The organism is Microbacterium sp. Marseille-Q6648 (genome assembly GCF_943181415.1).
GTDB lineage: Bacteria > Actinomycetota > Actinomycetes > Actinomycetales > Microbacteriaceae > Microbacterium.
Genome location: NZ_CALPBZ010000005.1, coordinates 417,065 through 439,843, shown reverse-complemented (window position 1 = coordinate 439,843; position 22,779 = coordinate 417,065). Strand labels below are relative to the sequence as shown.

The window sequence follows — 22,779 nt, the reverse complement described above, 5'->3', positions numbered from 1 at the left end:
ACTTTCGACGGCGGGGGGAATCCGACGCGGGGCCCGACCATCGGGAGAAGCAGTCTCGCTTGGGGGGCCGTGCCACGGCGTCTGGGGCGCCGCCGGTACTGGGGAGTGACCGGAGACGGAACAGGGCTCCGCGTCGAAACCCTCCGGCCCGGGCACTCCGCATCTAGGCTCAGGATGATGACCGACGACGGACGGACGCGCGCCGAGCGCATCGAGGTGCAGCGCAGCCGCGACCTCATCCTCGCTGCGGCCGAGCGGCACTTCACCCGCCACGACGACGCGCCCACCATGGCGCAGCTCGCGCGCGCGGCGGGGGTGAGCAGCGCGACCATGTACCGACGGTTCGCTTCGGTCGCCGACGTGATCTCGGCGCTCTACGACGAGCACCTGCGGGCCCAGCAGCTGGTCATCGACGAGATGGAGGCGAGCGCCTCCGGCTGGGACGGCGTCGTCGCCCTCGTCGTCGGCATCGGCCAGCTCGCCGTCGCGCGGCCCGCGATCCTGCGGGTCATGCGGCGCAAGCTCGAGCTCGACCCCACCCTGCAGCACGGCGTCCAGTGGGACGCCTCGTTCCAGGACGTGGTGCGCCGCGCGAAGGAGGAGGGCGCGCTGCGGACGGACGTCTACGCCAACGACATCTCCATCGCCGCCTGGAGCCTCGGCGAATTCGGCACCTTCCCCGAGGGCGCCCGCGCGCAGGTGGTCGGGCGGCAGCTGGGGATCATGATCGACGGACTGCGTGCCGGAGGAGGCCCGACGCCGCTGCCGGGCCACAGTCTCGGCACCGAGGAGATCCACCGCTACCTCCGCGCCCGCCCGGCCTGACGCGGCCGCCGCGGGATACTGGCCACATGGACGTGCGGGTGGGCGAGGACGGGCGGGCGCGCTGCGCGTGGATCGGCGACGGCGGGCATCCGGCCGCCGAGGAGTACCGCCGCTATCACGACGAGGAGTGGGGCCGGCCTCTGCACGGCGACCGGCCGCTCTTCGAGAAGATGAGCCTCGAGGGCTTCCAGGCGGGGCTGTCGTGGATCACCATCCTGCGCAAGCGACCGCGCTTCCGCGAGGTGTTCGCCGGCTTCGACCCTGCCGCGGTGGCGCGCTTCGACGAGGCGGACGTCGAGCGCCTGATGGCCGACGCCGGCATCATCCGCAATCGCGCCAAGATCCTCGCCACCATCTCGAACGCCCGGCTCGTGCTCGACATGGCTCCCGGCGAGCTGGATGCGCTGCTGTGGTCGTTCGCGCCCGACCCCCGCCCGCGTCCGCGGACGCTCGGGGACGTGCCGGCCACGACGCCGGAGTCCGACGCCCTCAGCCGCGCCCTCCGGTCGCGCGGCTTCCGGTTCGTCGGCTCGACCACGATGTACGCGCTCATGCAGTCGAGCGGCATGGTGGACGACCACGTCGAAGGATGCTGGCGCGCGGCCTGACGCGCGGCATGGTGCATTCTCCCCATCGTCACCGCTGCCGCGGGCCCCTAGGCTCGCCGTGCACGGGCCGGCCGGCACCGACCGACCCGTCGCAGGCACCGATCGACGCGGAGGACCGATGGACGACATCGCACTGGACATGACGGCCCTCCGCGCGGCGAAAGCGCGTGTCGCCCACGCTCTCGCGACCTTCCAGGACGCGGATCGCGTCGGCGACGACCTGGCCGAGCTCACCGGCGAGCCCCGTCTCGCACGCCGGGTCCGGGACTTCGCCGACAACTGGGACCACAACCGCGGCAAGCTCGAGGAGCAGCTCGTGGTCGTCCGCGACTGGCTCGAGGCCCTCGACGAGACCTTCACCGACCTCGACCGCACCATGGCCGACGCCGTCGAGACGGCGGACGTGCGATGACGTCGGGTCTCGCCCTCGAGTTCGAGGACGTCTTCGCCGGCCGCCCGGGAGAGCTCGAGCCTCGCGCGCGGGCGCTCGCCGCCACCGCGGCTGCGATCACGCAGGCTGCCGACGCCCTGCGCGACCTCGTCGACGCCCAGCGCAGCGCCGCCACCGACGAGATCGCCGATGCCGCCGCCGAAGCCTCGTCCGGGCTGCGGCGCGCCCACGGCCGCTACGCCGGCACCGCCTCGGCGCTGACGACGTTCGCCGTCGACCTCGAGCCCATCCAGCAGGACGCCCGCGCGGCGGTCGCGGACGCCGAGTACCACCAAGCGCGGGCGACCCGGCTCGAGGGCGAGCTCGACGACCTCCGGACCGACATCACGCGCGCCGAGGCCGACGGATCCTCCACCGACGGGCTCTACACCGATCTGTGGACGACCACCGACGGGGTGGGCTTCTCGAACGGGCAGATCGCCGAAGCCCGGCGCCGGCTGAACGAGGCGCGTCGTGAGATCTGGGACGCCGCCGACCGCGCCATCGACGCGATCGAGACGGCGATCGAGGACGGCGCCGACTCGTGGCGCGACAACTGGGACCAGTTCTGGGACGGCGTCGGCGACTTCCTGTCGATGGTGGGGGAGTGGGCCTCAGAAGTGCTGTCGGTGGTGGTCGACGCGCTGAAGGAGCTCCTCAGCGCGCTCGTGTCCGCCCTCGTCGTCGCGCTGATGGTGGTCGCCGCGGCCCTCCTCATCGGTATCGCCTTCCTGCTGCTCGGCCCCATCGGGATGCTGGTCCTCGCCGGCCTGCTCGCGGCATCCCTGCTGGCGCTGGCCATCGCCGAGGTGCTCCGCAACCCGCAGCGCGTGGCCGAACGCAACGAGTCCACGGCCCCGACCGGAGACGCCGACGAGGACGCCCGCAACGACGCGCGCGAAGCCCGCGACTACCAGGACCTCATGGCCCAGCTCGCCCGCCAGGACGCCGCCGGCGGCGAGGACGCGACCGAGATCCGTGTCGTCGCCGTCCGCGACGCGCAGGGGAACATCGTGTCGTGGCGCGTGCAGCTGCCGAGCACCCAGAACTGGAGCCTGACGAACACCGACGGGGCCCTCAACGATGCGCGCACCGACGCGATGCTCTCGCTCTTCCCCGGCGTCCCCACCCAGTACGAAGAGGCCGTCTGGGACGCCATGACGCAGGCCGGCGTCTTCGAGAGCGATGCCCCCATCATGTTCACCGGCTGGTCGCTCGGCGGCATGATGGCCGGTGAGCTGGCGACGAACCCCCGCGTCGAGGGTCGTGTGCAGTCGGTCTTCACGGCGGGGTCGGCGATCGACAAGCACTACAGCGACATGCCCGACGGCGTGCGCGTCACGCAGATCAACAACGGGCTCGATCCGGTGCACACCCTGGAGTTCCTCGGCCTCGACCCGATCGACCGCGTCCGCGTCGACGGCGATTGGCGGACCTACCGGCCGCTGACGTGGCCGGTGCACCACGCCGGAATGTATGGTGCAGAGGCCGAGCGCTACCTGCCCGAGCCCCGGCGCGGTGACGAGATCTTCTTCGCCGCAGAGGGTGCCGGCGGCTACGAGGACGTCTACGTCGCCGACTACACGCGAGGATCGTGAACGACATGAAGCGGATGCCGGTGCGCACCGTCCTGGCCGCGACGCTGGCGATCGGGGCGCTCGCCCTCGGCGGGTGCGCGGCCGATCCGGACGTCGCCGGCCTCGAGGCCGGGCTGTCCGGAGCCGAGGGCGTCAACGGCGCGATGGTGTACACGACGCACTCGGGAGCGCCGTGGAACACCCAGGTGCAGGTGCTGCTGTTCGTCGACGACCCGTCGGACGAGGGCCTCGTCACCGCCGTCCGCGGCGCCGCCCCCGTGCTCGCCGAGGATCCGGTCGCATCGCGGCACGAGGTGACCATCCGGCTCATCGACGGCGAGCGATCCGACTACCCCGACCGCTTCGCGGCATCCGCGGACGAGATCACCGTGCTGCCCTCGGTGTTCGACGCCCTCGGAGTGCCCGACACCGGACCGTACTCGCTCACCCTGCAGCCCGACGAGGTCCGTGCGATCGCGGAGGGCGCGTGACGATCGAGGCACCCGCCCCGCCCCGGCTGAGCTTCCAGCTGCCGGGGCGCTGGCTGACGGTGGACCCGCGTGACGAGCCCGCCGCGACCGCGCAGGTCGATCTCGCCGTCGCCGAACTGGTGGGCGTCGCCGACGACGCCGCGCTCGCACGACGGCGCCTGCGCGCCCATCTCCAGCGCGCGGTCGATGCCGCGCGCGATGCCGGCGCGCACGCCGTCTTCCTGTGCCTCGAGCTGTCTCCCGGGGTGGCCACTCCGGCGTCGCTGACGGTCCATGCCCCGTCGGGCATGCGCATGAGCCCCGCGGTGGGCACCGACGCAGACGCCGTGCTGGAGGTGCTGCGGCGCAGCTTCGTCGAGCTGCGCTACCCCGGCGTCGAGACCGCCACGCGGCTGGACGGGCCGCGCGCGCGGATGCTGCGCCTCGAGCGCCTGTACGAAGAGGAGGTCGCCGAGGATGACCGGACCGCGACGGCCACCCGTCTCGAGGTGCAGTACTGGTACGCCGTCCCCGGCTCCAAGCAGGTGGTTCTGGCGAGCTGCGCGTCGCCCCTCGGCGAGCTCCGCCACGCGATGACGGCACTGTTCGACCAGATCGCACTCGCGGCCGCGTTCGGCCCGCAATAGCCTGGCCGTCATGGCCACCGCCCCCGTCATCCACATCGCCGACTCGCACGCCGTGATCCGCGTCGTCGGCGCGCGTGAGAACAACCTGCAGAACGTCGACGTCGAGATCCCCAAACGGCGACTCACCGTCTTCACCGGCGTGAGCGGATCAGGAAAGTCCTCGCTCGTGTTCGGCACGATCGCGACGGAGTCCCAGCGGCTCATCAACGAGACGTACCCGACGTTCGTGCAGCAGTTCATGACACAGCTGAGCCGGCCCGACGTCGACGCGCTCGAGAACGTCAGTCCGGCGATCATCGTCGACCAGGAGCGCATGGGGGCCAACGCCCGCTCGACGGTGGGCACCGCCACCGACGCCCACGCGATGCTGCGCATCCTCTTCAGCCGCCTCGGGCAGCCGCACGTGGGGTCGCCGCAGGCGTTCTCGTTCAACATCCCCTCCGCCAAGGGCGGCGGGGCCATCACGGTCGACCGCGGTCCGGGGGCGCCCAAGCGCGAGCGCCGGTCGTTCGAGATCACGGGCGGCATGTGCCCGCACTGCGAAGGGCTCGGCGAGGTCAGCGAGGTCGACGTGCACGAGCTGGTCGACCACGACAAGTCGCTGGCGGACGGTGCCATCACGATCCCCGGGTACTCCGCGGACGGCTGGATGGTGAAGATCTACACAGAGTCCGGTTTCGTCGACCCGCACAAGCCCGTGCGGGAGTTCACCGAGCAGGAGCGCCACGACTTCTTCTACAAGGAGCAGGTGAAGGTCAAGGTCACCGGCATCAACATGACGTACGAGGGACTCGTCCCGAAGATCACCAAGTCGATGCTGCAGAAGGACCGCGACGCCCTGCAGCCGCACATCCGGGCCTTCGTCGACCGTGCGGTGAAGTTCACGGCCTGCCCGGAGTGCGGCGGCACGCGGCTCAACGCCGGCGCCCGCTCGTCGACCATCGGCGGGGTGAGCATCGCCGACGCCGCCGCGATGCAGATCACCGACCTCGCCGCGTGGCTCGCGACGATCACCGACCCCGCCGTCGCCCCGCTCCTGCGCGGGCTTCGCCAGACGATCGGCTCGTTCATCGACATCGGACTCGGGTACCTGTCGCTCGACCGCGCCTCGGGCACCCTCTCGGGCGGCGAGGCGCAGCGCACCAAGATGATCCGCCACCTCGGATCGTCGCTCACGGACGTGACCTACGTCTTCGACGAGCCGACCGCGGGGCTGCACCCCCACGACGTCGAGCGGATGATCGCGCTCCTGCAGCAGCTGCGCGACAAGGGCAACACGGTGCTCGTGGTCGAGCACAAGCCCGAGGTCATCGAGGTCGCCGACCACATCGTCGACCTCGGTCCCGGGGCGGGGCGCAACGGCGGCCGTGTGCAGTACACCGGCGACGTCGCGGGACTCCGCGCCTCCGACACCGTGACCGGACGCCACCTCGACGACCGAGCCCGCCTCAAGCCGGCCACGCGCGAGCCGAAGGGCGTCATCGAGATCCGCGACGCACGTCAGCACAACCTCGTGGGTGTCGACGTCGACGTGCCGCTCGGCATCCTCACCGTCGTCACGGGCGTCGCGGGTTCCGGCAAGTCCTCGCTCATTCACGGCAACGTGCCCCGCCACGATGGTGTGGTCGTGGTCGACCAGACGCCCATCAAAGGCTCGCGACGCAGCAGCCCGGCCACGTACACCGGGCTCCTCGACGTCATCCGCACCGCGTTCGCGAAGGCCAACGGCGTCAAGCCTGCGCTGTTCAGTGCCAACTCCGAGGGTGCGTGCCTCGCCTGCAAGGGCCTGGGCGTCATCATCACCAGCCTCGGCTACACCCAGAGCGTCGAGACCCTGTGCGAGACGTGCGACGGGTCCGGCTTCAGCGACCACGTCCTCGAGTACACCCTCGAGGGCCGCAACATCGCCGAGGTGCTGGCGATGTCGGCATCCGAAGCGGCCGAGGTCTTCACGAAGGGACCGGCCGCGCTCACCCTCGCGCGGCTCATCGACGTCGGACTCGGCTACCTCACCCTGGGGCAGGCGCTCAACACCCTCTCGGGCGGTGAACGCCAACGGCTGAAGCTCGCCATCTCGATGGCCACCCAGGGCGCGATCTACGTGCTGGACGAGCCCACGACGGGACTGCACCTGGCCGACGTCGAGAACATGCTCGGGATGCTGGACCGCCTGGTCGACGCCGGCAACAGCGTCATCGTGATCGAACACCACCAGGCCGTCATGGCGCACGCCGACTGGATCATCGACCTCGGTCCCGGCGCCGGGCACGACGGCGGTCGCGTGGTGTTCGAGGGCACGCCGGCCGACCTCGTCGCCTCCGGCGACTCCCTCACCGCGCAGCATCTGCGGGCCTACGTCGCCGGATGAGCCGGGGGTCGCGGGTGGGTGATTCTCCCCATCGCGGCACCCCCGGTATACCGGGTTAGGCTGAACCGTCCACACGTCCGCGAAGTGTGCGCCCGATCTCGCCGTCGGGACCCGACGCCACGCATGAAAACGACCACCTCGGAGGAGGCCGAGCTCGATGAGAGCTTTTGCGTGGCTCCGCGCACGCCCGCGCGCGATCGCCTCGGCCAGTGCCGTCACCGCCTCGGCCGTCGCGCTGACGACGATGGCGTTCCTGTACGACGGCTTCCCCACCACCGAGGTCGATCTGCACGACGGCGGAGTGTGGGTCACCAAGCAGTCGAGCCTGCTCGTCGGCCACTTCAACTACGAGTCGCGCGTCCTCGACGGCGGCCTGCGCACGGCCTCCGAGGAGTACGACATCCTCCAGTCCGGCGATGACATCGTCGTGGTGGACCAGGCGGCATCCTCGGTCACGGCCATCGACCCGGCCATGGTGACGATGACCGATTCCGCCGACGTCCCCGGCGGCGCGGCGGTTGCGCTCGGCGGCACCACCGTCGCGATCCTCGACCCCGAGAGCGGCGCCCTGTGGGCGCTTCCCGCCGACGGCGTGGGCGGTTTCGACATCGAGGGCACCGAGCCCGTCGACACCCTCGGCGCCGGTGCGGCGCTCGCCGTCGGGACCGACGGCACCGTCTACGCCGCCTCGTCCGAGCAGAAGGAGCTCGTCACCGTGCCGGCCGTGCCGGACGGCAGCTTCGGCGAGCCGCAGCGCACCGAACTGGGCGACATCGCCGACAGCGCCGAGCTCGCCGTCACCGCCGTGGGCGGCACCGCGGTCGTGCTCGATCGCACCGGCGGCACCCTCGTGAGCACGGGCGGCCTCCGCGCCGATATCGCCGACGCCGAAACCGCACGGCTGCAGCAGCCGTCGGGGGCATCGGACGCCGTGGCCGTGGCCACCGCGTCGACCCTCGTCCGGGCGCCGCTGGACGGCTCCGAACCGGTCGTCGTCGACGCCGGCGCCGAGGGGGCTCCGGCCGAGCCGGTGTCGCTGGCAGGCTGCACCTACGGCGTGTGGTCGGGTTCGGCATCCTTCATCCGCGACTGCATCGGCGAGGCCGACGACCTCGCCACGACCGTGGAGGGCGTCGACGACGACGCCGAGCTGGTCTTCCGCGTGAACCGCGACGTCATCGTCCTCAACGACATCCGCGGCGGATCCGCGTGGATGGCTGCTGACGACCTGCAGCAGGTCGACAACTGGGACGACATCACCCCGCCCGAGGGCGAGGCCGAGGAGAACGACGAGGAGACCACCGACGAGACGGTCGAGACGACGCTCCCCGAGCGCACCGACAAGAACACCGTCCCCGAGGCCGTCGACGACGACTTCGGCGTGCGCCCCGGCCGCACCACCGTGCTGCCCGTGCTCGACAACGACACCGACGCCGACGGTGACATCCTCACCGTGACGCTGCCGGACGGCGGCCCGTCGCTCGGCGAGGTGCAGACGATCAACAACGGCGCGGGGCTGCAGATCGCCGTGCCCGAGTCGGCGAACGGGTCCGCCCGCTTCCAGTACCGCATCGACGACGGCCGCGGCGGCTCCGACACCGCCACGGTGACGCTGTCGGTTCGCCCCGACACCGTCAACGGCGCTCCGAGCCAGAAACGCACGACCTCGCTGCAGGTCGAGGCCGGCGGTGTGGTCACCCACAACGTGCTGCCCGACTGGATCGACCCCGACGGAGACGACATCTTCCTCAGCGGCGTCGAGGCCGAGCCCGGCGACGAAGTGGACTTCACCCCCGACGGGCGCATCACCTACCGCTCGATCAACGGGGTGCAGGGCCGTAAGGACATCGCCATCACGGTGTCCGACACGCAGAAGTCCACCGCCGGCATCCTGCGCCTGGATGTCCGCCCCGTCGGCTCCACCTCTCCGGTCACCAACGCCGACCACGTGGTCACGAGAGCGGGTGTGCCCGTCGAGGTCTCGCCGCTGCTGAACGACCTCTCGACCGGTCGCGAACCGCTGCGGCTCACACGGGTCGACGAGGTGCCGGGCGCTGCGGTCGTGCCTGATTTCTCGGACTCCACCTTCACCTTCACCTCGAACGCCGTCGGTACCTATTACGTGCAGTACCTCGCTTCGGCCGGCGCCAAGAACGCCCTTGGCGTCGTGCGCGTCGACGTGCTCGAGGACGCCGACGAGGATGCCGCACCCGTCGCGGTGCGCGACGTCGCTCTGCTGCCGAGCGGCGGCGAGGTGCTCGTCGCGGCGCTCGCGAACGACATCGACCCGGCGGGCGGGATCCTCGTGATCCAGTCCGTCTCGATCGAGTCCGACAGCGGTGTCTCGGTCTCGGTCCTGGGGCACGAGACGCTGCGCGTCAGCGACCAGGGTGCACTGTCGACCCAGGTGACGCTGAAGTACACGATCTCCAACGGCATCCGCAGTGCCGAGGGCGAAGTGGTCGTCATCCCCGTTCCCGGGCCCGAGAAGCTGCGCCCGCCGGTCGCCGACGACGACGAGGCCGTGGTCCGCGCCGGAGACGTCGTGACCATCCCCGTGCTCGACAACGACTACCACCCCAACGGCGACACCATCCACGTCGCCCCCGATCTCGTCGAGCCGCTCCCGGCCGCCGACGCGGGCGACATCTTCGTCTCGCAGGACACCATCCGCTTCAAAGCGGGCCCCGAGGCGGGCACCGTCTACGCCACCTACGAGGTCGTCGATTCGACCGGGCAGAAGGATGCCGGCTACGTCACGATCCAGGTGCTCCCCGTCGACGAGGAGACCAACCAGACGCCGCGCCCCCGTGACGTGACCGCGCGGGTGCTCGCCGGTTCCCAGGTGCGCATCCCGATCCCGCTGGACGGCATCGACGCCGACGGCGACTCGGTCGACCTCGTGGGCCTGGCCTCGGCGCCCGAGAAGGGCCGCGTCGTCGAGACCGGCGCGACGCACGTGGAGTATCAGGCCGACGTCGAGGCATCCGGCACCGACACCTTCACCTATCGCGTGCGCGACCGCCTCGGCGCCGAGTCGACCGCGACGATCCGCGTCGGCATCGCCCCGCCCGAGGCGCGCAACCAGGCGCCGTACGCCGTCAAGGACACCGTCGTGATGCGCCCCGGGCGCTCGGTCGCGGTGCCGGTGCTCACGAACGACTCCGACCCCGAGGGAGATGCGATCGGCCTGGTCGCGGGGGGACTGATCCTCCCGGACGTCCCCGGGCTCGAGGCCGAGGTGCTCGGCGACCGCGTGATCGTCACGTCGCCGGACGAGGAGCTCGAAACCTCGCTCCAGTACACGATCCGCGACGCCCGCGGCGCCGAGGCCATCGCGGTGCTCCAGGTCACGGTCGACGAGGAGGTCCCGCTGCTGCGCCCGATCGCACGCGACGACCGGGTCCTCCCCGAGGACGTGGACGGACCGACCGTCGACCTCGAGGTGCTCGCCAACGACGAGGACCCCGACGGCACGGTCGCCGCGCTCACCGTCGAGGTCGACGACCCGGTGGCCCAGGCGCGTCCGGACGGCACCGTCCGCATCACGCTCGACGACGAGGAGCACCTCGTCACCTACACGATCACCGACGAAGACGGCCAGATCGCGTCGGCGTTCATCCGCGTCCCCGCGCTCGACGACCTGCCGCCCACGCTCATCACCACCACCGGGATCGAGGTCGACAGCGGCGAGACCGTCGAGATCCCGCTGTCCGAGCACGTCCGCGCCGCCGGCGACCGCGACGTCGTGATCACCGAGGCCGCCAAGGTCAGCGCGGTGCACTCGAACGGCGCCGAGCTCGTGAAGGACCAGCGCACGCTCGTCTACACCTCCGCCGACGGCTACTACGGCCAGGACGCCATCACCTTCGAGGTGACCGACGGCACCGGGCCCGACGATCCCGAGGGCCGGAAGGCCACGCTGACGATGCCCGTCACCGTCCGACCGCCGGCCAACCAGCAGCCGACGTTCGTCGACGGCGAGATGAACGTCGCCCCCGGCGAGGACGCGACGGGGCTCGACCTGCGCTCGCTCACGACCGATCCCGACGAGGGCGACATCGACGGCATGAGCTACACCGTCGTCGGCGGTGCCCCCGCCGGTCTGACGGCGAGCATCGAGGACGGCTCGACGCTGCGCGTCGGCGCCGCCGCCGACACCCCCAAGGGCACGCAGGCAACCATCGGGCTGCGCATCACCGACGGCGAGACCGACCCGATCGAGGGGACGGTGGTCGTCACCGTCACCGCCTCCACCCGGCCGCTCGCCACCGCGAACGACGACGTGCTGCCGCGCGTCGATCAGGGGAGCACCGTCGAGGTGCCGGTGCTCGACAACGACTTCAACCCGTTCCCCGAGACGCCGCTGACCCTCGTGTCGGCCGTCACGCAGACCGGCGACGGCCGCGCCGAAGTGAGCGGAGACCGCGTCGCGGTGAGTCCGTCCGCCAGCTTCGTCGGCACGATGGTGGTCCGCTACCGCGTGCAGGACGCCACCGGCGACCCCGACCGCGAGGTCGAGGGCTTCATCACGATCACGGTGCAGGGTCGCCCGGACGCCCCGGGGACGCCGACCGTCTCGAGCGTGCAGGACCGCACGGTCGTGCTGGCGTGGACCCCGCCCGTCGACAACGGCTCGCCCATCACCGGCTACACCGTCAGCTCGACGCGCGGCGATTACGTCAAGCAGTGCGCGTCCACGACGTGCACGCTCGACGGGCTGACCAACAACGTCGAGTACAACTTCACCGTCGTCGCCACCAACGCCGTCGGCGAGTCCGACCCGTCGCCGCCGTCCGAGACCGCGCGCCCCGACGCCCGCCCCGACACCCCGCAGCCGCCGACGCTGACCTTCGGCGACCAGAGCCTCAACGTCGCCTGGCAGACCCCGACGACGCCGGGCTCGCCGGTTGAGACGTTCACCCTCGAGATCTCGCCGGCCCCGCCGTCGGGTGTCTCGCAGAAGACCAACGTCACCGGCAACACGCTGGTGTGGGAGGGCCTCGAGAACGGCGCGTCCTACCAGGTGCGCGTGCGTGCGCACAACCGCGCTCCCGAGCCCTCGAGCTGGAGCGGCTGGTCGGCGAGCGAAGTGCCCGCCCGTGCCCCCGAGCCCGTCGCTGCTCCGTCGACGCAGCGCCTGGAGCCGGTGGGCGAACAGGCCCAGATGCAGGTCTCGTGGTCGCCGCCCGCGAACAACGGCGCCGCCATCTCGGTCTACCAGCTGCAGGTGCTCCGCGGGGGCGCGGTGGTCAACACCATCGAGACCTCGGCGACGAGCCAGGCCGTCGTGATCGAAACCTCCACCACCGACTACACCTTCCGCGTCCGCGCGAACAACAAGGCCGGGTGGGGCGAATACGGGCCGAACTCGGCGCCGCGGCGGGCGTTCGTCGCACCCGACGCGCCCACGAACGTCTCGGCGCGCCCGGGCGATCGCAGCCTGCAGATGTCATTCACCGAGCCCGACGGCAACGGTGCGACGCAGGCCGAGATGCGCTACGAGTACTCGCTGAACGGCGGCAACTGGCAGGCGCTCGCCGGCAACCGGCTCATCACCGGTCTCAACAACGGCACCGACTACCAGGTCCGCATCCGCGCCTACACGGCCCTCGACGGCGTGCGCTACAACGGCGCTCCATCGGCGCCCTCCGCGGCCCAGCGGCCGTACGGGCCCGTGGGTACGCCGAGCGCGGACGCGAGCCGCAGCGGACGCGACATCACGTTCTCGTGGGGCGCGCCCGCCCCCAACGGCCGTGCCATCCAGCAGGTGCAGATCCGCATCGACGGCGGTGGGTGGCAGGACGTCGCCAAGAACGGTTCGCGCACCAACACCTACGCCTACAGCACGACGCACCGCATCGACGTGCGCGCCTTCGACACCGAGGGCCAGGTGAGCCCCATCGCGTCCGCGCAGGCCACGACGGTCGACGCGCCGCAGCCCGTGGCGCAGGCGGGCAAGGGCTCGCGCACCAACAGCGCGACGTGCACGTCGAGCCAGTGCGCCTATGTGACGCTCAGCACGCAGGACTTCCCCGCGGGCGACTACTACCTGACGTGCAATGCGACAGGACCCTTCGGCGGCGAGTTCGGCGGCCGCACGTACAACGTCCCGCGCAACGGCACGATCCAGCTCGGCTGCTACTTCGGCGACGCCGGCGAGCAGGTGTGGGTGAACATCCGCGGCTGGGGCGACTCGCGACGCGTGACGTGGTGACCGGACCAGAACGAGAACGAGGAAACGACTGACATGACGATGACCCCGGAACAGGCCGCCTGGTTCCAGTCCACCTTCACGCGCTTGGTCGACAACGTCGACCGCGCGCTCATGGGCAAGCGCGAGGTCGTCGGGCTCGTGCTTTCGGCGATGCTCGCCGAGGGACACGTGCTGCTCGAGGACGCCCCCGGCACCGGCAAGACGAGCCTCGCGAAGGCCCTCGCCGCCACCGTCCAGGGCACGAGCGCGCGCATCCAGTTCACCCCCGACCTGCTGCCCTCCGACGTCACCGGCGTGACGATCTACGACCAGGCCCAGCACCGCTTCGAGTTCCACAAGGGACCCGTCTTCGCCTCGATCGTGTTGGCCGACGAGATCAACCGCGCCTCCCCCAAGACGCAGTCGGCGCTGCTGGAGGTCATGGAGGAGTCGCGCGTGACGGTGGACGGCACCGCGCACGAGGTGGGCCGGCCATTCCTCGTCGTCGCCACGCAGAACCCGATCGAGCAGGCCGGCACCTACAAGCTTCCCGAGGCGCAGCTGGACCGCTTCCTGGTGAAGACGTCGATCGGCTACCCCGAGCTCGACGTCGCCGAGCGCATCCTCGCCGGCTCGGCCGACCGCAACCCGTCGGCGCACCTGCCCGCCATCATCACCACCGGCGCGGTCGCCGACATGGCCGACCTCGCCTCGACCGTCCACGTCGAGGGCGCCGTGCTGCGGTACGCCGCCGAGCTGGCCGCCGCGACGCGCGAGGACCCGGCGACCCGCCTGGGCGTCTCGGTGCGCGGCTCGATCGCGATGATCCGCATCGCGAAGGTCTACGCCGCCTCGAACGGCCGTCACTACGTCACCCCCGACGACATCAAGACCCTGGTCGGCCCGGTGTGGACCCACCGTCTGGTCATGGACCCCGAGGCCGAGTTCTCGGGTACCACCGCCGAGACGGTCATCGCGCGCGTCGTCGAGTCGATCGCCGCACCGCAGGCGAGGTCCGCCGCCTGATGACCGCCGAGACGCTCGCCCCGGCCGCTGCGCCCGCGCAGCGGCGTTCGTGGACGGATGCCGTGACCCCGGTCGCCGCATCCGTGCAGCGGCGCGCGCGTCTGGTGCTGGGCGTCTTCCGACCCGCGGCCTGGGTGCTCGTGGGAGCGGCCGTCGTGCTCTGGGTCGCCGGGCAGGGGCTCGGGTGGTGGGAGCTGACGGTCTCCGCCGTCGTCATCGCCGCCACGCTGGCGCTGTGCGCGCTGTTCCTCATCGGCCGCACCGCCTACGACGTCGCGCTCGACCTCGGGCGGACGCGGGTCATCGTGGGGGAGCGGGCCGTCGGCACGCTGACACTGTCGAACACCGGCGACCGCGCGATCCTGCCGTCCCGGGTGGTGCTGCCCGTCGGTGCGGGCCGTGGCGAGTTCGCCGTGGGCCGGCTCGGTCCCGGTGCCTCGGTCGACGAGCTGTTCGCCATCCCGACCACCCGCCGCGCCGTCCTGGCCGTCGGCCCGGTCAGCGTCGTCCGCGGTGATCCGCTCGGCCTGTTCGAGCGCGTGCACAACCGCGACGAGCCGGTCGACCTGTTCGTCCACCCGCGCACCGTGCCCTTCGAGGGGCAGTCGCTCGGCTTCTTCCGCGACCTCGAAGGGCTCGCCGCGCGCGATCTGTCCCCGGACGACGTGTCCTTCCACGCCCTGCGCGAGTACCAGCCGGGCGACGACCTGCGGCACGTGCACTGGAAGTCGACCGCCCGCACCGGTTCGGTCATGGTGCGCCAGTACGAAGAGACCCGCCGCTCGCACTTCGTCCTCGCCCTCTCGTGCAACCCCGCCGAGTACGCCGGCGACGACGAGTTCGAGCTCGCCATCTCGGCCGCCGGCTCGCTCGGGCTCCGCGCCGTCCGCGACTCGCGCCAGGTCGACCTGCAGGTGCAGGGCCGGCGTCACAGCGCCGAGACCGGCAAGAAGCTCCTCGACGCCCTGTCCGCGCTGGAGCCCTCCAAGCCCCGTGGCGGCGGCATCCGCGACCTCGCCGTGAGCGTCGCGGCATCCCTTCCCGCCGCCAGCGTCGTCGTCCTCCTCACCGGTTCCCGGACGGACGCCGCCACCCTGCGCGCCGCGTGCGCGCGCCTGCCGTACGGCACTCGCGTGCTCGCCATCGTCGCCCACGCCGGCGCCGCCCCCGCCCTCCGCCGCATCGCGGACGCCGACGTCGTGACGGTGGGCGCGCTGGAGGAGCTCCCCTCGGCCCTGCGGCGGGTGCTCGCATGAGGCCCGCCGCGCTCACCACGCGTCGCTGGATCCTCGACCTGACGGCGGCGGCGCTGCTGCTGGCCGTGCCGGTGGCCGGATTCTGGCCCACCTACTCCGGCCCCGGCTACCTCGTGGCGGCGATCGGCGGCCTCGTCCTCGGGCTGGCCGTGGCCGCGCTCGGCGCGTGGCGACGCTTCGGCGTGCTGACGCTCGCGGGCATCACGGTGCTGGTGTACTTCCTCTTCGGCGGAGCGCTCGCGCTGTCGCACACCACGATCCTGGGCGTCATCCCGACGCTCCAGACGTGGGGCATGCTGGCGCTCGGCGTCGTGACGTCGTGGAAAGAGCTGCTCACCACCGTGGCGCCCGTCCCCGCGGGTGAGGGCTTCCTCATCGTCCCGTTCCTGCTCACCCTCGTGGCGAGCGTGCTGACGGCGAGCATCGCGCTGCGCGCGCGCCGCGCCGCGTGGGCGCTCCTGCCTGCCGTGGGATTCCTGGCCGTGCAGATCGCGCTCGGCACCGCCCAGCCCGCCGTCCCCGTGGTCGAGGGCGTCGTGTTCGCCGTCGTCGCGACCGGGTGGCTCGCGATGCGCCAGTCGTGGACCCCGCAGCAGGCCGCCATCCCGCTCGGCGACGACGGCGACCCCGCCGCCCAGGGAACCGTGCGGCGCCTGGCGCTCGGCGCCGGGGTCGTGGCCGTCGCCGTGGCGGTCGGCGTCGTCACCAGCGGACTGGCCGCGCCGGCATCCCCCCGATACGTCCTTCGCGACGTGGTGATCCCGCCGTTCGACATCCGCGAGTTCCCGAGCCCGCTGCAGTCCTTCCGCGCGTACGTGCGCGATGCCGCCGAGACGCCGCTGTTCACCGCGACAGGCCTGCCCGAAGACGCGCGCGTGCGGATCGCCGCGATGGACGCGTACTCGGGCACGGTCTACAACGTCTCGGACGAGGGTGCGGGCGCGTCGAGCGCCTTCACGCCCGTCCGCTCCGAGATGTCGCCCGACGCTCAGGGCGAGTCCGCCCGCGTCCGCATCGAGATCGGCGACTACGACGCCGTGTGGATGCCGGGGGTCGGCGCTGTGGAATCCGTCGCCTTCGAGGGAGAACGAGCCGAGGAGCTGCGTCGCACCGCGCACTACAACCCGTCGACGCAGACCGGCGTGGTCACCAGCGGGCTCCGAGAGGGCGACGCCTACGACCTCGAGGTCGTCGTGCAGTCGTTCCCGAGCGATGACGCCCTCGCCGACGTGGCCTTCGCCCCCGTGAAGATGCCGACGCAGCGCGCCGTGCCGCAGGAGTTCGCCGAGCTCGCCTCGGACGCGACCGCCGACGCCGAGACCCCGATCGAGCGGGTGCGGGCACTGCAGACGATGCTGTCCGAGGGGGGCTTCTTCAGCCACGGCCTGGAAGGGGAGCCGCTGTCGCGCGCGGGTCACGGCTCGGAGCGCATCTCGACGCTGCTCGGCTCGGAGCAGATGGTCGGCGACGACGAGCAGTACGCCGTCGCCATGGCGCTGCTCGCCCGGCAGATCGGCATCCCTGCCCGCGTGGTCATGGGCTTCCACCCCGACGAGGACTCGCCGCTGACGGGCGACACCTTCACCGCGACGGGCGAGAATCTGCACGCGTGGGTCGAGGTCGCGTTCGACGGCGTCGGCTGGGTGCCCTTCGACCCCACGCCGCCCGAGGATCAGGTCCCGAGCGATCAGACCACCAAGCCCCGCGCCGACCCCAAGCCGCAGGTGCTGCAGCCGCCGCCCCCGCAGCAGGCTCCGGTCGACATGCCGCCCACCATCCCCGACGAGCGCGAGGCCGACGAGGACGAGGAGGGGCCGGCCGGTCTCATCCTGCTGATCGCCGCGATCGTCGGCATCAGCCTGCTGGTGCTCGCACTGCTCGCGTCGCCCTTCCTCATCATCGGGGCGATCAAGGCGACGCGTCGCCGGCGGCGCCGAGAGGCGGAGCGGGCAGCCGATCGCATCAGCGGCGGGTGGGACGAACTCGTCGACCGCGCGGTGGACTACGGCACCCCCGTGCCCGCCGGCGCCACCCGCACCGAGGACGCGGACGTCGTCCGCTCGGCCTTCGACGAGCCCGCGGTGGCGACCCTTGCGCACCGCGCCGACGCCGAGGTGTGGGGCCCCTCCGACCCCAGCGCCGAAGACATCGACGAGTTCTGGCGTCAGGTGGACGAGATCGTCGGCACCATGGGTGCCCGCTCGTCGCTGTGGCGCCGCATCCGCGCGCGGCTGAGCGTGCGCTCGCTCCTGGCCGGGACGAGATTCGCCCGCTCGGCGCGGAAGGGAGCCCCGACCTCATGACCACGATCCTCGACGACTCCCTGTCGCGGACGGGGCTTCTCGCCTCGCTGACGTGGGACGACGGCACGTGCACCGCCGTCTACGGACGAACGGTGTTCGGGCGCAATCCGACCGACGAGTCGGGAGCGGTCTGCGTGGCGGTCCGCGACGAGACGCTGACGATCTCGAAGACCCACTTCGAGATCGGCGCCGACGACGCCGGACCCTGGATCGTGGACCGGCACTCCTTCAACGGCACGGTCCTCGTGCGCGGCGGAGTGCGGCGAACGCTCGTGCCCGGGCTTCCGACGAGTCTGCGCCCCGGCGACCGGCTCGAGTTCGGCGACCGCAGCGTCGCGGTGGACGCCCCGTGAGCGTGTCGCGGCCGATCACGGTCCGCGCCGGCTCGGCGACCGACACGGGCCTGCGCCGAAAGGTGAACGAGGACTCCCACCTCGCCGCGGCCCCGCTGTTCCTCGTCGCCGACGGCATGGGCGGTCATCGCGCGGGCGAGATCGCCAGCGCCGCCGTCATCACCGCCTTCGCTGAGTTCGCCGGGCGCGAGAGCCTCACCATCCACGACGTGCGCTCGGCCTTCGATGCGGCGAGGCGGCGGGTCGTCGAGCTGCCCCCGGGCGCCGGCGCGGGTGCCGGCACGACGCTCGCGGGCGTCGCCGTGGCCGACGTCGACGGTGAGGGCTACTGGCTCGCCATCAACCTGGGGGACTCCCGCACCTACCGCCTGCACGGCGAGACGTTCGAGCAGATCAGCGTCGACCACTCCGTCGTGCAAGAGCTCGTCGACAGCGGCGAGCTCGATCCCGCGGACGCGGCGCGCGACTCCCGGCGGCACGTGATCACCCGGGCGATCGGCGCCGGCACCGTCTCGGAACCGGACTACTGGCTCCTCCCCGCCGAGACCGGCGACCGCATCCTGGTCTGCTCGGACGGACTGACCGCCGAGGTCGCCGACGCGCGCATCCGCGAGCTGCTCCAGGGCGAAGCCGACCCCCAGCAGGCGGCGACCCGCCTCGTCCACGAGGCGCTGCTGCACGGCGGGCGCGACAACATCACCGCGATCGTCGTCGACGCCGTCGAGGTCGCGCACCGCGGCCGCCCGGAGCCCGGGTTCGACGACACCGCACCTGCGCTCCCGGCGACCGAGGATGTCGATGGCGATACACTGCCGCGAGTCATGTCCGGAGGGGGAATCTGATGGCGGTGCTCTACGCGCCCGGAGACATGCCCGTCGTGGTCACGGCACAGGGCGTCGCCGTCCTGGGAGCCGGGGTGGAGGCGGACCTCGCCGTTGCGGTGTGGCGGAAAGTCGCCGACGGGCGCGGGCTGGGCGGCGTCCTCGAGGCCCTCACCGGCGCCTTCGGCGCGTCGCTCGACGCCATTCCGCCGTTCGTCGTCGCGCTCGCCGAGGGCGCGGGCGTGCGCGTGATCGTCCGCGGTGACCTCGAGGCGACGGTCCACGCCGCCGGCGGAAGCCAGACCGTGTCGGGCGCCGGCGTCACCACGTGGAACGAGCGCGCGGTGCCCGACGTGTCGCGCATCGAGATCGGCGCATCGGATGCCGCGGCCTCACTGCCGGTCTCGGACGGGGTCGTGCTCGCCGCGGCCCTGGCCTGGGTGCGCAGCGACCTCGCCGCCGGTGCCGATGACGGCGCCGACGTGGTCGCTCCGGCGTCGGCGCCGACGCAAGTGCCCGCGCCGACGGACGCCTCCACGCCGGTACCGGCGTCTGCGCCCGCCGCCGAGCCGATCTCCGAGCCGAAGGCGGCCCCACAGCCCGAGCCCGCACCGGAGCCCGAGCCCCGGTCAGCGCCGACCTCTGAGCCTGAGCCCGAGCCCGAGCCCGAGTCGGCGCCGAGCCCTGAGCCCGGGCCCGCCCCGGAGCCCGATCCTGCCCCGGCGCCCGCGGCATCGCCGGTCCCCGTCCCGCCGCCGTTTCCCGCGCCCGTGGTGATCACACCCCCCGCCGCGCCCGCGCGCCCGGCCGTACCCGCGCGCCCCACCGCTCCGACGGCGCTCATCGACTCCGCCGCGGTCAAATCCATGGCCGACACGCTGCTGCCCGTCGACTCGACGGTGTCGCCGCAGGCGGCGGCCGACGGCGAGGTGGACGAGACGGTCGTGGGCGTCCGCGCGTCCGCGCGGGCGGCCGAACGCGAGGCTCCCGCCGAGACGGTCGTCCGCGGCGACGTGTCGACGGCGCAGACCGGCCCGGACGTCGGCGATCACGACGGCGCCACCATCTCGGTCGCCGAGGCCCGGCGCCTGCGTGAGACCGGCGGCGCCCTCGACGACCCGGGCCCGCTCGCGCCTCCTCGGCTTCCCGCCCCGGGGCGGCTGCGGCTGTCGACCGGGCAGGTCCTGCGGCTGGACCGCACCGTCGTCATCGGCCGGCGACCCCGCGCCACCCGCGTGTCCGGCACCGACCTGCCGCACCTGGTCGCGGTCGACAGCCCGCAGCAGGACATCTCGCGCAGCCACCTCGAGCTGCGCGTCGAGGGCGACAGCATCGTCGCGACCGACCTGCGGACGACCAACGGCACGACGCTGCTGCGCACGGGCGCGGACCCGGTGCGCCTGCACCCCGGCGAGGCGAGCGTCGTCGTTCCGGGTGACGTGCTCGACCTGGGCGACGGCATCACGGTGACCATCGAGGACCTGGCATGAGCGCACAGCGCGCCCCCATGCGGCCGCCTGCGCTGCCGGGCTTCACATACCTCGACGTGCTCGGCTCCGGCGGATTCGCCGACGTGTACCTGTACGAGCAGCAGCTGCCCAAGCGCCGTGTCGCGGTCAAGGTGCTTCTCACCGAGCGCATGTCCAGCGGATCGGTGGCCGAGTTCACCGCCGAGGCGAACGTCATGGCCATGCTGTCGACGCACCCGGCCATCGTCACGATCTACCAGGCGGGGGTCGCCGACGACGGCCGGCCGTATCTGGTCATGGAGTACTGCCCCAAGCCGAACCTGCAGGCGCGCTACCGCCGCGAGCCGTTCTCGGTCGCCGAGTCGCTGCGAGTCGGCGTGCAGGTCGCCGCCGCGGTCGAGACCGCGCACCGGGCCGGCGTCCTCCACCGCGACATCAAGCCGGCCAACATCCTGGTGACCGAGTACAACCGGCCCGCCCTGACCGACTTCGGGATCGCGTCGACGACGGCGGCCGCCGCCGACTCGCAGGGCCTGTCGATTCCGTGGTCGCCGCCGGAGTCCTTCGCCGACGTCCCCCGTTCCGACCCGCGGTCGGACGTGTGGGCACTGGGGGCGACCGTCTACTCGCTGCTGGCCGGCAGATCACCCTTCGAGACCCCGGGCGGTCGGAACACCGCGGCCGACCTGATCGACCGCATCGAGCGCGGACCGCTGCCCCCGCTCGGCCGCGCCGATGTCCCGGCCGCCCTCGAGGCGACGCTCGAGCGGGCGATGGCGAAGTCCCCGGCCGACCGCTACGACACCGCGATCGCCTTCGCGCGCTCGCTGCAGAAGGTGCAGATCGAGCTGTCGCATTCGGTGACCGCCATCGACATCCTCGACGACGGCCTGCCCGAAGACGAGGTCGACGACGAGGACGACGGGCTCACGCGCGTGCGCGGCATCGTCAGCATCGACCCCGAGACCGCCCCGGCGGCCGGCCCGACCCGGCCCTCGTTCGTTGCGCCGGTCACCGACACAGGGGTCGACGCCACGGTCGTCCGCGACTCCCGCGACCGCACCGCCCGCAGGGAGATCCCCACGTTCGGGACCGCCGACTTCGAGACCGTCGTCCGCGCCGATGCCGCGTCGTCCGAGACGGATGCCGGGCACACGGTGCTGCGCGCCCCCGCACCGCGGGCCGCGCCCGCTCCGGCGGTCGTCGCCGGAGCGGGACCGACCGACGCGGCGCCCGCGCCCGAGACCACGGGCACCACCGGCCCGGCCGACAGCCACCGCACCCGCACTCCCCGGTGGCTGTGGTTCGCCGCGGCCACGGCGGTCGTCGTGATCGCCGTCGTCGTCGCGGTGTCGCTTCCCGGCATCCTCTCGCCCGACACCGGTGCGACTCCCGCGCCGACCACCGCGGCCCCGCAGGACCCGGTCGTCCTGTCGGTGCCCTCGCCCGAGGACCTCGCCGGCAGCGCCTCCGGCGACCGCGTCGTCTTCACCTGGAACAACCCGTCGCCGCAGGACGGCGACCGCTACCTGTGGGGCGTCGTCACACGCGCCGATGAGGACCCCGACCTGCAGCCGGTGTCCGAGGCCTCGGTCACCGTGCCCGCCGACCCGTCCGGCTCCACCTGCATCGAGGTCCGCACCGTCCGCGAAGGCGGACAGGCCTCCGATCCCGTGCGGGGGTGTGCGCCGTGACCGTCACCGAGGCCTCACCCGCGCTGGCCGTCGAGTTCGCCGGCGAGACCTTCACGGTCGACCCCGACCAGGTCTTCACTGTGGGGCGGGACGGCGATCTGGCGATCGATGACAACCTCTTCCTGCACCGCCACTTCTTGACGATCGAGCACGTCGGGGGGCTGTGGCTGCTCTCGAACGTCGGCTCGCGCCTGTCGGCGACGGTCACGGACTCGGCCAGTCGCGTGCAGGCGTGGCTCGCGCCGGGCGCGCGGCTGCCGCTCGTCTTCGCCTCGACGTCGGTGATCTTCAGCGCGGGCCCGACCACCTACGAGCTGACGATCCACTCCACGGCTCCCGCCTTCCGGGAGATGTCCCAGCTCGACGCTGCGGAGGACGGGATGAGCACCATCGGCGAAGTGCCGCTCACCCTCAGCCAGCGCCTCATGATCCTCGCTCTCGCCGAGCCCGTGCTCAAGCGCGAGGGCACCGGCATGAGCGACCTGCCGACGTCGGCGCAGGCCGCCGAACGGCTCGGGTGGACCCTCACGCGATTCAACCGCAAGCTCGACAACGTGTGCGACAAGCTCGACCGCATCGGCGTGCCGGGGCTGCGCGGCGGCGTCGGGTCGTATGCGACAAACCGCCGGGTGCGCCTGGTCGAGCACGCGATCGCCGCGCGCCTGGTGACGCGGGAGCATCTGCCGCTGCTCGACGCTGCGGACGAGGCCGGCGACGACGCCTGAGCCCCGTCCGG

General features: G+C 72.4%; 16 protein-coding genes. All 16 read left to right on the top strand.

Translation table 11 applies throughout. From position 1 onward, the window contains the following. Nucleotides 1-177 precede the first annotated feature (177 nt). Nucleotides 178-825 carry a TetR/AcrR family transcriptional regulator gene (locus NFR93_RS14210; protein WP_251454533.1) on the top strand — a complete coding sequence of 216 codons (648 nt, stop codon included), beginning with the start codon at nt 178-180 and terminating at the stop codon, nt 823-825. 26 nt (nt 826-851) lie between these two features. Then, complete coding sequence (locus NFR93_RS14205; protein WP_251454531.1) at nt 852-1,433, top strand: DNA-3-methyladenine glycosylase I; 582 nt, start codon at nt 852-854, stop codon at nt 1,431-1,433. Nucleotides 1,434-1,551: 118 nt separating this feature from the next. Beyond that, entirely contained in the window at nt 1,552-1,845 is a 294-nt protein-coding gene (locus NFR93_RS14200; protein ID WP_251454529.1) for a hypothetical protein, read from the top strand. Next, the gene (locus NFR93_RS14195) at nt 1,842-3,461 is read left to right on the top strand and encodes a hypothetical protein (protein ID WP_251454527.1); all 1,620 of its coding nucleotides are present in this window, start codon (nt 1,842-1,844) and stop codon (nt 3,459-3,461) included. The genes NFR93_RS14200 and NFR93_RS14195 overlap by 4 nt, the downstream gene beginning before the upstream one ends. A 5-nt stretch (nt 3,462-3,466) precedes the next feature. Then, nucleotides 3,467-3,931: a hypothetical protein gene (locus tag NFR93_RS14190; protein ID WP_251454658.1), complete on the top strand. Its 465-nt coding sequence runs from the start codon at nt 3,467-3,469 to the stop codon at nt 3,929-3,931. Beyond that, nucleotides 3,928-4,557, top strand: a complete 630-nt coding sequence (locus NFR93_RS14185; RefSeq protein ID WP_251454524.1) for a hypothetical protein — start codon at nt 3,928-3,930, stop codon at nt 4,555-4,557. Before NFR93_RS14190 ends, NFR93_RS14185 begins: the two co-directional genes overlap by 4 nt. A 10-nt stretch (nt 4,558-4,567) precedes the next feature. Next, nucleotides 4,568-6,925, top strand: coding sequence for an ATP-binding cassette domain-containing protein (locus tag NFR93_RS14180; protein WP_251454521.1), 2,358 nt, complete (start codon nt 4,568-4,570; stop codon nt 6,923-6,925). Between the two features lie 157 nt (nt 6,926-7,082). Further along, on the top strand, nt 7,083-13,142 hold the full coding sequence (locus NFR93_RS14175; RefSeq protein WP_251454518.1) for an Ig-like domain-containing protein: 6,060 nt from the start codon (nt 7,083-7,085) through the stop codon (nt 13,140-13,142). Nucleotides 13,143-13,175: 33 nt separating this feature from the next. Next, the gene (locus NFR93_RS14170; RefSeq protein ID WP_251454515.1) at nt 13,176-14,147 is read left to right on the top strand and encodes an AAA family ATPase; all 972 of its coding nucleotides are present in this window, start codon (nt 13,176-13,178) and stop codon (nt 14,145-14,147) included. Next, nucleotides 14,147-15,403 (top strand): DUF58 domain-containing protein, encoded by a 1,257-nt coding sequence (locus NFR93_RS14165; protein ID WP_251454512.1) that lies wholly within the window; start codon nt 14,147-14,149, stop codon nt 15,401-15,403. The genes NFR93_RS14170 and NFR93_RS14165 overlap by 1 nt, the downstream gene beginning before the upstream one ends. Then, complete coding sequence (locus tag NFR93_RS14160) at nt 15,400-17,706, top strand: transglutaminase-like domain-containing protein (protein WP_251454509.1); 2,307 nt, start codon at nt 15,400-15,402, stop codon at nt 17,704-17,706. The genes NFR93_RS14165 and NFR93_RS14160 overlap by 4 nt, the downstream gene beginning before the upstream one ends. After that, complete coding sequence (locus tag NFR93_RS14155) at nt 17,703-18,059, top strand: FHA domain-containing protein (protein ID WP_251454506.1); 357 nt, start codon at nt 17,703-17,705, stop codon at nt 18,057-18,059. Before NFR93_RS14160 ends, NFR93_RS14155 begins: the two co-directional genes overlap by 4 nt. Further along, nucleotides 18,056-18,901, top strand: a complete 846-nt coding sequence (locus NFR93_RS14150) for a PP2C family protein-serine/threonine phosphatase (protein ID WP_353049919.1) — start codon at nt 18,056-18,058, stop codon at nt 18,899-18,901. The genes NFR93_RS14155 and NFR93_RS14150 overlap by 4 nt, the downstream gene beginning before the upstream one ends. Then, on the top strand, nt 18,901-20,370 hold the full coding sequence (locus NFR93_RS14145) for an FHA domain-containing protein (RefSeq protein ID WP_251454504.1): 1,470 nt from the start codon (nt 18,901-18,903) through the stop codon (nt 20,368-20,370). Before NFR93_RS14150 ends, NFR93_RS14145 begins: the two co-directional genes overlap by 1 nt. Further along, the gene (locus tag NFR93_RS14140) at nt 20,367-22,043 is read left to right on the top strand and encodes a serine/threonine-protein kinase (RefSeq protein WP_251454502.1); all 1,677 of its coding nucleotides are present in this window, start codon (nt 20,367-20,369) and stop codon (nt 22,041-22,043) included. The genes NFR93_RS14145 and NFR93_RS14140 overlap by 4 nt, the downstream gene beginning before the upstream one ends. Further along, nucleotides 22,031-22,768 (top strand): FHA domain-containing protein, encoded by a 738-nt coding sequence (locus NFR93_RS14135; protein ID WP_502846300.1) that lies wholly within the window; start codon nt 22,031-22,033, stop codon nt 22,766-22,768. The genes NFR93_RS14140 and NFR93_RS14135 overlap by 13 nt, the downstream gene beginning before the upstream one ends. Nucleotides 22,769-22,779: the final 11 nt, after the last annotated feature.

What these genes read in the sequence shown, in the direction of transcription:
- NFR93_RS14210 (WP_251454533.1), top strand. Translation starts at nt 178, where the DNA reads ATGACCGACGACGGACGGACGCGCGCCGAGCGCATCGAGGTGCAGCGC.
- NFR93_RS14205 (WP_251454531.1), top strand. Translation starts at nt 852, where the DNA reads ATGGACGTGCGGGTGGGCGAGGACGGGCGGGCGCGCTGCGCGTGGATC.
- NFR93_RS14200 (WP_251454529.1), top strand. Translation starts at nt 1,552, where the DNA reads ATGGACGACATCGCACTGGACATGACGGCCCTCCGCGCGGCGAAAGCG.
- NFR93_RS14195 (WP_251454527.1), top strand. Translation starts at nt 1,842, where the DNA reads ATGACGTCGGGTCTCGCCCTCGAGTTCGAGGACGTCTTCGCCGGCCGC.
- NFR93_RS14190 (WP_251454658.1), top strand. Translation starts at nt 3,467, where the DNA reads ATGAAGCGGATGCCGGTGCGCACCGTCCTGGCCGCGACGCTGGCGATC.
- NFR93_RS14180 (WP_251454521.1), top strand. Translation starts at nt 4,568, where the DNA reads ATGGCCACCGCCCCCGTCATCCACATCGCCGACTCGCACGCCGTGATC.
- NFR93_RS14175 (WP_251454518.1), top strand. Translation starts at nt 7,083, where the DNA reads ATGAGAGCTTTTGCGTGGCTCCGCGCACGCCCGCGCGCGATCGCCTCG.
- NFR93_RS14170 (WP_251454515.1), top strand. Translation starts at nt 13,176, where the DNA reads ATGACGATGACCCCGGAACAGGCCGCCTGGTTCCAGTCCACCTTCACG.
- NFR93_RS14165 (WP_251454512.1), top strand. Translation starts at nt 14,147, where the DNA reads ATGACCGCCGAGACGCTCGCCCCGGCCGCTGCGCCCGCGCAGCGGCGT.
- NFR93_RS14160 (WP_251454509.1), top strand. Translation starts at nt 15,400, where the DNA reads ATGAGGCCCGCCGCGCTCACCACGCGTCGCTGGATCCTCGACCTGACG.
- NFR93_RS14155 (WP_251454506.1), top strand. Translation starts at nt 17,703, where the DNA reads ATGACCACGATCCTCGACGACTCCCTGTCGCGGACGGGGCTTCTCGCC.
- NFR93_RS14145 (WP_251454504.1), top strand. Translation starts at nt 18,901, where the DNA reads ATGGCGGTGCTCTACGCGCCCGGAGACATGCCCGTCGTGGTCACGGCA.
- NFR93_RS14140 (WP_251454502.1), top strand. Translation starts at nt 20,367, where the DNA reads ATGAGCGCACAGCGCGCCCCCATGCGGCCGCCTGCGCTGCCGGGCTTC.